The organism is Candidatus Cloacimonadota bacterium, assembly GCA_011372345.1.
GTDB lineage: Bacteria > Cloacimonadota > Cloacimonadia > Cloacimonadales > TCS61 > DRTC01.
This window is the reverse complement of sequence record DRTC01000172.1, coordinates 1-10,041: the sequence shown is the minus strand read 5'-3', so window position 1 is coordinate 10,041 and position 10,041 is coordinate 1. Positions and strand designations below refer to the sequence as shown.

The 10,041-nt window shown below is 35.5% G+C and carries 9 protein-coding genes; 2 read left to right on the top strand and 7 right to left on the bottom strand.

Going from position 1 to position 10,041, the window contains the following annotated elements; translation table 11 throughout:
* Positions 1-1,710, bottom strand: a 1,710-nt coding sequence (locus tag ENL20_03340) for a hypothetical protein (GenBank protein ID HHE37591.1), incomplete at its 3' end; no start/stop codon positions are given.
* A gap of 200 nt (positions 1,711-1,910) precedes the next feature.
* Positions 1,911-2,798 carry a hypothetical protein gene (locus ENL20_03335; protein ID HHE37590.1) on the bottom strand — a complete coding sequence of 296 codons (888 nt, stop codon included), beginning with the start codon at positions 2,796-2,798 and terminating at the stop codon, positions 1,911-1,913.
* Positions 2,799-3,027: 229 nt separating this feature from the next.
* Between ENL20_03335 and tsaB the strand changes: the two genes are divergently transcribed.
* Together tsaB and ENL20_03325 are read left to right on the top strand one after the other, a co-directional pair.
* Positions 3,028-3,711, top strand: a complete 684-nt coding sequence (tsaB, locus tag ENL20_03330) for a tRNA (adenosine(37)-N6)-threonylcarbamoyltransferase complex dimerization subunit type 1 TsaB (protein HHE37589.1) — start codon at positions 3,028-3,030, stop codon at positions 3,709-3,711.
* Between the two features lie 50 nt (positions 3,712-3,761).
* Positions 3,762-4,238, top strand: a complete 477-nt coding sequence (locus tag ENL20_03325; GenBank protein HHE37588.1) for a cytidine deaminase — start codon at positions 3,762-3,764, stop codon at positions 4,236-4,238.
* A gap of 168 nt (positions 4,239-4,406) precedes the next feature.
* On the opposite strand, the gene ENL20_03320 is transcribed toward ENL20_03325, so the two are convergent.
* The 5 genes from ENL20_03320 to ENL20_03300 all read right to left on the bottom strand — a co-directional run bounded on the left by ENL20_03320 (position 4,407) and on the right by ENL20_03300 (position 9,262).
* Positions 4,407-5,327 carry a DUF4340 domain-containing protein gene (locus tag ENL20_03320; protein ID HHE37587.1) on the bottom strand — a complete coding sequence of 307 codons (921 nt, stop codon included), beginning with the start codon at positions 5,325-5,327 and terminating at the stop codon, positions 4,407-4,409.
* Positions 5,320-6,903 carry a hypothetical protein gene (locus tag ENL20_03315; protein ID HHE37586.1) on the bottom strand — a complete coding sequence of 528 codons (1,584 nt, stop codon included), beginning with the start codon at positions 6,901-6,903 and terminating at the stop codon, positions 5,320-5,322. Before ENL20_03315 ends, ENL20_03320 begins: the two co-directional genes overlap by 8 nt.
* Positions 6,904-6,912: 9 nt before the next feature.
* A complete protein-coding gene (locus ENL20_03310) occupies positions 6,913-7,626 on the bottom strand; it encodes an ABC transporter (GenBank protein ID HHE37585.1) in 714 nt (237 codons plus the stop codon).
* Complete coding sequence (locus ENL20_03305) at positions 7,626-8,561, bottom strand: ATP-binding cassette domain-containing protein (protein ID HHE37584.1); 936 nt, start codon at positions 8,559-8,561, stop codon at positions 7,626-7,628. Before ENL20_03305 ends, ENL20_03310 begins: the two co-directional genes overlap by 1 nt.
* Before the next feature lie 491 nt (positions 8,562-9,052).
* The gene (locus ENL20_03300; protein ID HHE37583.1) at positions 9,053-9,262 is read right to left on the bottom strand and encodes a hypothetical protein; all 210 of its coding nucleotides are present in this window, start codon (positions 9,260-9,262) and stop codon (positions 9,053-9,055) included.
* Between the last annotated feature and the right edge of the window lie 779 nt (positions 9,263-10,041).

The following is a 10,041-nucleotide window of genomic DNA, read 5'->3' as shown; positions in this document are numbered from 1 at the left end:
TAAGATTTCATAATTATTAAAAGGAGTTGGATAGATCGATATTTTTTCATTAAAGATAACGATGTCATTATCGGAAATTCCAACCTGTACAAATTCCGTAAATGGAAATGAATTCAAATAATCGATTCTATGAGTTTCGGTATTTTGAACCCAATAAACGATCCTGCAATAATTAAGGGAATCTCCAATTATATCAATATCTGAAAATTTATTAAATGAAAACGAATCAGCAAATGTATCAGACCAGGAAAGAGATAAATTCGAGGTTTCATAAACAAGATCGAGCAAAACCGAACCGAAAACTTCTTGCCTGATTTCCAAATTGTCACCAACATTGTCTTCAACAATCGCAGCATAAAATTTCAAATCTGCCAAGTAATCAAAGAAAATGTATGTATCTTCGTTTTTCAGTTCATAATTAAACTGGACATTGCCTGCGGAATCAACTGATGCATGAACATCTATTTCCGAAATAAATGTTTTTCCATTTTCAAGAAAGTCATTATAAAGCGAGCTGAAATTGTCTGCATAAGTTGATTCAAAATAACCAAATATTTTATCTTCACCTTCAATTATCGTTACCGGATAACCTGTCAGATCATAAAAATTTGACCTTAATACAGCTGCTGAATTATAAAGCGGAATATCGGAAATATCCGGGAAAAAATTTATTACTTCCGTACTATCAGGGAAAATTATACTTTCCTGATCATTCCAGATATTATAAGTTGTTTCATTATTCAAAACAGCATTTTCTATTAAAACATTGTCCAGTTCCAAAGGAAAAATATTCAAATAGAAATTCTTTTCATTATTGAAGGTAAGACTATCTGCTTCATGCTCGACAACAGCACTGACATAATATTGAGAATATTCCCTTAAAAGATCGTATTTATGCTCTTCATCCTGGTAATGATCAAAGAATATTTCCTGTTCTGCATTAATTGAAGGAATTGCAATACTGTCTTCAATAGACCATAGAGGGTAATCGATAGTAAGATATAAGATAGCATTTTCAACAGTTTGTTGGGAATTGTTCCTGATCGTAAATTGCGGATACGCATCAAAGTTGAGAGTTCCGTCAGGATAATAATTTTCATCGATAACGAGAGTAAGGTCTTTCAATTCCAGGTCAGTCCCATCGAATAAAAATCTGCCTTCCAAACTGAAAAGGAATTCCGAGACGAATCCATAATCTGCCATATTCAGATAATATTCATCCTGTAGGAAATAACTGTGAGTTCCATCGATATTGGAAGCAGAAATGAATCTGTCGGAAATATTGGTTGGATAATCGATAACCAACCAGATCGTCGTATCAGTATATGTTTCGGAAAAAACGATGTGATTCCAACCATAAACAGGGGAAATTGTCTGGGAAGTCTGTAAAGTTTCAAGTTCAGGCTGACCATAATTATCCGCATAAATTTTTACTGTAAGTTCATCATCAGCGATCTCATTGGGAATATAAATGTATGCACCTTCCGTTTCATAATAGAGGGTATCGATATTCTCAAAAAAATCATTAAAACCAAAACGAACAGCCCAACTGTCGGTTCCATACCAATAAGAATCATCCGTATTATTATGATAATAAACAAGCGAATCCCGAACAGGATTTTCAACAAATCCGTTGGCAGAATAAACTGAATCTATTGCATTCAAAAATGCAAAACAGACCAGCATTATCATAAAAAAAACTTTTTTCATAAATCAATTCTCCGCCGGCAAAGGTTATTGAGACCGTTATCTTGTAAAGTTTTTTTGTAATTTACCACAAAGGCAGGAAGACACAAAGATAATATTTTTTTTGTAAGACAAACATCTTGTTTTTTTTGTTTGCTGTTTGTTGTTTTGTGTATTTTGCACATTTTTGCTTGCCTTGTCGCAGTCTTGACGAAGACAGGTGGCTATATCTTTTTGGCTTTATCTCGTCCTTTCCAGCGTTTGTGAACCCAGAACCATTGAGAAGGATATTTTAAAATATATTCTTCCAGTTTTTTAGATATAATTTCAGTTAATTCTTTTATTGATCTATCGTCATTTTGAAATTTATCCGGATATATGATTTCATCAACTGTAAAAAGATTCATTCCGTCTTCCGTTCTCACAGCAAAAGCAGGAACGATCGGACAACCTGTTTTAATGGCAATTTTTGCAGCTCCGATAAAAGTCGATGCTTCAAAGCCAAGAAAGTCTGTAACAATTCCATCTCGACCTGCATTCTGATCGATCAAAATAGTAACAATGTAATTCTGTTTCAGCAGTTTCATGATTGGTTTAAAAGCATTCTTTTTATCGATCAAAACGATATTTTCTGCTTCTCTTATCTTGTTCGTATATTCATCAAAATACCTGTTTCGCTGTTTTTTAGCAACCACAGACAGCTTTAACTTTGATGCGATATACCTTCCGGCTAATTCCCAGTTGCCAAGATGTCCGGTAATCATGATCACGCCTTTTCCCATATTTACAGCTTTTTCCAGATTTTTCCAACCTTTAACTTCTGCTCTCATAAATAGTTTTTTAGAATCTCCAAAATATGTTTCTGCAGCTACTCTTCCCATGTCATAATACATTCTCCATAAAATTTTATCGATCTCTTGTTTTGATTTTCCAGGGAAGACCATCATCAATTGTCTTCTGGCAACATTTTTCCTGATCCCGATAACAAAACCTCCCAAGACAAATAAATTACTAATTATTCTCACTATGAGAACAAAGGGCAAAATTTTGAATGTATTTAAAAACAATTTGAAAAAGAAGAATTCGATTCTGCTTTGAGTATCCTTATTCATTTCTTTACCTTTTTATTTTCTCAATCAGGATTGTTTGAGTTACTGTAGCTCGGAACTTGTTCCGAGTCCTGAAAAATTAAGAATGGGTTCAGAACAAGTTCTGAACTACGAACCAACCGAACAAGTTCGGTTCTTATGGCAAGTTTTTGTTTCAAAATTTAATAAATTCTTTGCTTGACTTCAATCCAACCTGAAAAAAATTAAGCTATAGAAATCAAGGGAGAAAAATTTGAATATCCTTGCTTTAAACACTTCGTCAACTTCGGGAAGCATTGCTGTCAGCAAAAGTAGTAACATTTCGTTTATCAGTTATCTCGATATAAATATTACTCATTCCGAAAGATTGATGCCGATGATTGATTTAGGCTTGAAGCAAAGTAAAATCTCGATCAAAGAGATCGATGCAATTGCTCTGGCAAACGGTCCCGGCTCATTTACCGGAATCAGGATCGGACTGGCAACTGCCAAAGGAATTTGTCTGGGAAGGAAAATCCCTTTGATCCCGGTAAATACTTTAAAACTTTTAGCATCTAATCTTTATGGAAATAAATATCCGATACTTACTTTTCTCGATGCTAAAATGAACGAAGTTTATGCTGCCCTTTACTCTCCGCAATTGGATGAGATCATTCCTCCTCAAAACTCCAAACCGGAAGTTTTTCTAAAAAAGATAAAAGAAAAAGTAACGATCATTGGTGATGGATTTGTTAAATTTAAAAATTTAATTGAAGATTCCGGAGTAAAATCTAATCCTGCTCTCCCTCATCAGAATCTTGCTTTAGCTTCCAATTTGATCAGTCTAATTTTAAAATTGGAAAGGTTTCCTGAATATGATTTTGAATTTATTTCAAATCTGGAACCTTATTATTTGAGGAAGTCGCAGGCGGAGTTGGTGAGAGAAAATAAATTATAGATTTGCTAAATTTTTGAAATTTGGCAAATTTGAACAAATGGAGAAATTATATGAACGATAGACCACACTGGCATCAATATTTTTTGGAAATGGCTGTTCTTGCTTCTAAAAGATCGACCTGTTTGAGAAGAAAAGTCGGAGCAATAATCGTTAAAGATAACCAGATAATTTCAACAGGTTATAATGGTGCTCCCAAGCATGTTCGTCATTGTTCGGAAACCGGTTGTTTAAGGAAACAATTGAATGTTCCTTCCGGAGAAAGACACGAACTTTGTCGCGGAGTTCATGCAGAACAAAATGCTGTTATTCAGGCAGCCATCAATGGTTCATCAGTTAGAGACGGCGTTCTTTACTGCACGAATCAACCATGTTCCATCTGTTCAAAAATTTTGATCAATGCTGAAATAAATACGATCTATATTGCAGAAAAATATCAGGATCAATTAGCCCAAGATCTATTGGAAGAAGCAGGAGTAAATATGTATCTGGTTGATGTTGAAAATGGGAATCTGGAGAGAATTATTTGAGCCGCTGTTATGAATAGATGTTAGAAAAGGACATTCCCAATCAGGGGATTGGGAATGATGCTTTAACGCTGATTAAGAACCAAAAAAATCCCACGCATAAGCGTGAGATCAAGTATTAAAGATAAAAAAACTGCCAAGTTTTTAAAACTTGGCAGTTTTCAATATCATCTATTTCTCAAAATCCTCTTTGGATTTCTTGAATTTATTCAACCAGCTTTCATGCATTATAAATAAATGCTCTGTTTCATCATCTTTCATAACCACCAGTTTTTTCTCTTCCCCTTCCACGAATTTTAAATCGGTCAGTTTACCGGTAAAGTCTGTGATCGTTAATTCCGCTAAAGGTTTGGCGAATTTATCTGCGTAACTTTCATAGTCATGATCGATGAAATCAGAAACATTTACTCTTTTCAAACCGCTGGCAATACTTTTCATGGAAGCATTCGGGGCTTTGATTGAGAAATTGCTTATAAAATCATTATACTGCCATAATGAATCGGTTGCAGTCAATGTGTAGTTAAATTCTTCAGAAGCAAAGTTGATTTGTGAAATTTCCAGTTCTTCCAATTCCAGGATCGTTTTATTTCTCCAACTTTTAATATCAGGTTTGATCATGTAGGAGATATTGCTGACTAATTGATAGACTTTGTTCTCATCTTTTTTCCGGGCATGAGAAAAATTGTAATTGTCACTCTTACCGACAATTGATTCCGATAAAAGTTTATTACTAACATCATAAAGTCTGACAATTGTTCCCAGACTATCAGTCAGATTGTATTTTTCAAAAGACGATTCCGATTCGGAAACAGGAATCTTTGATGTTTCAATCTTCAATACTTTCCCGAAAATATCTTCCATTTTTCTTGGAACAGGAGGATATTGGATCGGAAAATCGATCATCCATTCACCATTTACTTTTGCCAGTTTCAAAGTATCATCAACGGTGATCAATTCGATCGCACCGATTTTGACAGAATCGATCCCGAAAAACTCGATTCTTTTTTCCGTATAATTCCTGGTTTTGGTCAAAGCATAGATGATGACCAGAACAACGAGAACAATAATTGGGATTAAATTTTTCTTATTCATAAAGCTCTCCAATCATTTTCCTTTTGCCCAATTCTCTTCGATACAGAATAATTCCAATCAGGATGAGAAGAATGGCAGGCAATAAAATATTAATCCATTTGATGATTTTCTTGGCATGATTACTGATTTCCTTTAATGGTTTATATTCGGTTTCACGGGAACGGATTTCAATTAATGAAGCATCGGAAGCCATATAATCGACAGCATTCAAAACAAAATCGAGATTCCCTTTGATCCCTGCTCCACCGACATCTTCCACAAATTCGGAATCAGTAACAAGCAGGATCTTGGCATCTGAACTTTCCAAAGAAGCATCCGGGAATTCAGGATTATCAGCAAAATAACTTTTGAAAAGACCTGAATAAATTCCAGCAACCACTTTAGGTTCATCGATGAACATTGATTTCAGATTCTGGTTCATATACTGCATCACGGAAATATCGAGTCTAGGACCTGTAATTTCTCCTGAATTTTTAGAAGAATAAAGCAGCGGTTCAAAAGATAAGCCATCTTTCATCCTCGTTGTATCGATTTCAGAAGCAAAGATCAACTGCATCTGGTCGAGATTCTTCACGATCAGGTTTTCTTTGTTCACATTATGAATAATCGGGAAGAATGGATATTTGATGGGAGTATTGATCTTGAAGAATCCCTGTTGTCTCTGGACGGAGACATGTCCGCAATTTGCATCGGCTACCAGGTTCGTCTTGATATTGATCCCGTAATTTCGGAAAAGATCGAACAGGTTGGATTTGATCGGTTCTGCTTTTTGCGTTTGCAGATCTGCGGAAATTCTATCCTGGAAAAAGAGGACATTTCCGCCTTTCATAATATATTGATCCAAATTGTACAGTTGCGTTTGAGCAAGGGAATCTTTAATGCCTGTAAAAACCAATGCATCTACCGAACTTTCGATTTCGGATGTAAGATCAGTTTTGATGACTTCATAACTATCGGAGATCATCTGTCTGATCTGTTTGAAATTATCATTTTGAGGAGGCATTCCCGGATACTGAGGAGGGATTTCTTCTTCAAGCGAGAAGATCGCTACTTTCTTCAAACCGATAGCAGTAATTTTTTTGATTGTACTTGTTATGTCATACTCCAAACCCTGCGTATTCTGGATCAATGGAATTGCTTCGGTTTTATCCTGATATAAAAATGCCAGACCAAGATAAACTTCACGAATAACTAATTGATCATTTTCATTAACACGCATAGTTGCAGGAGTTATATTATTCTTCCGTGCTTCTTCCTTCAGGCTCTCTTCATCTTTGGGATCGATGAATTCAAATCGCAGTTTTCCTCTCGAATACGCTTGATATTCGGATAAAAGATCCTGCGTAAATCTGCGTGCATCAGCAAATTCACCGGGAAGATTTTTGGAAAAATAAGCTTTCACGATCAACCGATCTTCCAAATTTTTGGCTGCATTCTTACTTGCTTTTGATAAGGAATATATCTTTCCTTTGGAAAGGTCTAATCTCGTAAAGATCGGGATCGAGATAAGATTCACAAAAACGATGATGGCAACTAAAATTACCAGGTTTATCCATAATGATTTTTTGTTTTTCATAATTTCCTCCTATCTCCATTTCCGTGAATTAAGTGCAGTTTCCGACAGTTTCAGGAAGAGGACGATCAAACTGATGAAATAAACCAGGTCGCGGGTATCGATCACACCTTTAATGAAATTGGAGAAGTGGTATCCAATGCTGATATATTGGAAAAATCCAACCAGGGAAGCAGGAATAAAGAAGAGTGAATATTCAAGAATGAACAGGAAGAAGATGATGAAGAAACTGATGATGAAAGCAACGATGTAATTATTTGTCAGACTGGAAGCGAAAATACCGATGGAACTGTAAACCGCTCCTAACAGGATCAATCCTAAATAACCGGTAAAGATAGCTCCGAAATCGATATTTTTCCCGAGCATCAGAATAGTGAAAAAATGTACCAGAGTAAATGCTAACCCAATGATTATTACTTTTACTGAAGCCCAGAATTTTCCCATAACTATCTCCGAATCTTTTAAGGGAAATGTAGTAAGCAGTTCCAGGGTTCCGTTATTCTTTTCTCTTGCCAGAAGACCCATTGTGATCGCGGGAATAAAGAAAATATAAATAATGGGCACGATCCCGAAAAGTGATCTCATTTCTGCCAGATTATTCAGGAACAAGGGGCTGGAAAAGAACCAGGCAGAAATTAACAGGAAAATTACCAGCACGATATATGCGGCTGCTGAACTGAAATAATTCTTCATTTCCTTTTTAGTAATTACGGATGTATAGTTCATTATTCTCCTCCTTCTTCAATGGTCAGATTTCTAAATACAGCTTCCAGGCTGACATGATCACGACGCATTTCCAACAAAGTCCAATCCCTGGATTTTATATGCTGGAAAATTTCCGCTCTTTTATCTACGCCGGAATCAAATTCGATAATAGCCTGAACAACATCATTTCCTTTGGGAGTTACAGAGAGCAAACTGATGTTTTCCACATTTTCTGTTAAAGACGAGATCTCGTCTTCCTTGGCTATCAATTCCAGATTGATCTTGGTCTTGTTCTGGAAATTGGATTTTAATTCTTCCGTAGATCCGTCTGCTACGATCTTTCCTTTATTAATGATCACAATCCGGTCGCAGACTGCCTGCACTTCCTGTAAAATATGGCTGGAAATGATGAGCGTTTTTTCCTTACCGAGTTCTTTGATCAATTCCCTGATCTCTACGATCTGGTTCGGATCAAGGCCTACAGTTGGTTCATCGAGGATGAGTATCTTGGGATCGTGGATAATTGCCTGGGCAATTCCCACTCTCTGCTTATAACCTTTGGAAAGCGTATTTATAGGTTTTCCCACAATACCATGCAAACCACATTTGTTGATGACTTCTTTGAGTCTGGTTTTGAAGTCGGGGATTTCCCTGACCTCTGCTACAAATTTCAGGTAATCATAAACCGTCATTTCAAGATAAAGAGGATTGTGTTCGGGAAGATAGCCGATCATTTTCCTGATCTCACGGGAATTTTCCAGAACATTGAAATTCTCCACGGAAATATTGCCTTCCGTTGGTTCAAAAAAACAGGTGATCATTTTAAGGGTTGTTGTCTTACCTGCTCCATTCGGACCCAAGAATCCCAGAATCTCTCCTTCGTTGATCTCGAAATTAATATGATCTACTGCTCGCAGACTGCCATAATCTTTTACAAGATTTTGAAGTTGAATCATATTCTTTCTCCTTTATTTTTTTTTGAATTACTTATACCAACGCAAAACATTGGATTCAGTTACATAAAAACATCATTAAATCATTCCAACGAAAGAGCATTGGAACAATGAATCATCAAATTCGATGAGACTTTTTTTTTGGATAAAGATATTTGTCAAGACCAAAAATGAGGAAAACACAAAAATGTTAGCAGTCAAACATTGAGATTGCTTAAAATCTTCAGAAGAAGATGAGAATCTTTGTAAGTGTTATTCATACTGACCATTGAGGGGATTTGCAGCTATGTTAAATTAACCGTTGCCACATTGCTGTAACCACTTTCTTTATTACCTCTTTTCGCCTAAACTCTATATTGAACTTGGGCATAAGGCTGTGAAACCGTATGCTTATATTTCTTGCACATGGTAACTTCAAGCAGGTTGAACTTCTCATCATCGGGAAATTTATATTCGAGAACATAAAGCGTGTGGCGTTTATTCCCGTTTGCCAGTCAGGAAACCAGGATCAAGTTTTTATTATGCGGTTTTGCGAAAAAATATGTCGGAGTAAGCGGTGAATCAAAGGAACGCATTTTTTTATGGGGATACAGCCCGATCCCCTTTAGAATCCCCTTCGGGCTTTCAGGATTGGAATGGATCACTTCCGCAGTCTGACGAATATGCTTAACAGCTTTTTTCCTGCTCTCCTCTTTAATTTTCATAGCAACCTTATAAGTACTTTTTGCTTCCTGGACATTTTATTCTGCTAGTTTGGTTTCATTGTATAACTCTATAAGTTTGTCTGCTGCTTCAAGGAAAATATTCAACTTATCCCTGTGTTTGAACACGCCTTCAGCAAACCTTTTATACAGATCAGGAAATCCGAGAATCTGGTTGGAAAGAAATCCGACATATTTCATTCCTTATTTTATACAGAAAAAACTCTTTTACTAATACATTTTACTATATTATCATCAGAAAAAATCTCATTTACATATCATAAACCTATATACATAAACCGTATACTCCTATGTATTGAACCGATACTATATCCTGAAATTATTCCGTTTCATAACCTTCTCACAAAGCAATTTTTATTACTAATTATCTCCTTCAATAAATACCTGAACCATATTCAGGTATATCTTTTTATGTTTCAGGTATTTATTTTCTCATATATTTATTTGTAAAAATCGCTTATTCTCATCCTTTTTTTATTTACTTAACAAGATTTTCTTTTAATTTTCTATTAAATTTACCTTGTTGATTCGATTTGCAGAATAATATTGAATTAAAGCAGTTTTATGATGAGATAATATAGATTTATTAGGAGAAAAAAGGATTGGCTGTGTATTATATTTGACTAACATTTCCCAGCTCGTTATTTGATTTTTGGGTATTTCTAATCGAACATTCCCTTAGTCTTTTTTTCATCTCACAAATTATATGAACATTTCTATCACTGCAATAAACATTAACCATTCAATTCATTGAATGGGAT

Coding starts and splice junctions, on each gene's coding strand:
- ENL20_03335 (HHE37590.1), bottom strand. CDS start 2,798: ATGAATAAGGATACTCAAAGCAGAATCGAATTCTTCTTTTTCAAATTG.
- ENL20_03325 (HHE37588.1), top strand. CDS start 3,762: ATGAACGATAGACCACACTGGCATCAATATTTTTTGGAAATGGCTGTT.
- ENL20_03320 (HHE37587.1), bottom strand. CDS start 5,327: ATGAATAAGAAAAATTTAATCCCAATTATTGTTCTCGTTGTTCTGGTC.
- ENL20_03315 (HHE37586.1), bottom strand. CDS start 6,903: ATGAAAAACAAAAAATCATTATGGATAAACCTGGTAATTTTAGTTGCC.
- ENL20_03310 (HHE37585.1), bottom strand. CDS start 7,626: ATGAACTATACATCCGTAATTACTAAAAAGGAAATGAAGAATTATTTC.
- ENL20_03305 (HHE37584.1), bottom strand. CDS start 8,561: ATGATTCAACTTCAAAATCTTGTAAAAGATTATGGCAGTCTGCGAGCA.
- ENL20_03300 (HHE37583.1), bottom strand. CDS start 9,262: ATGAAAATTAAAGAGGAGAGCAGGAAAAAAGCTGTTAAGCATATTCGT.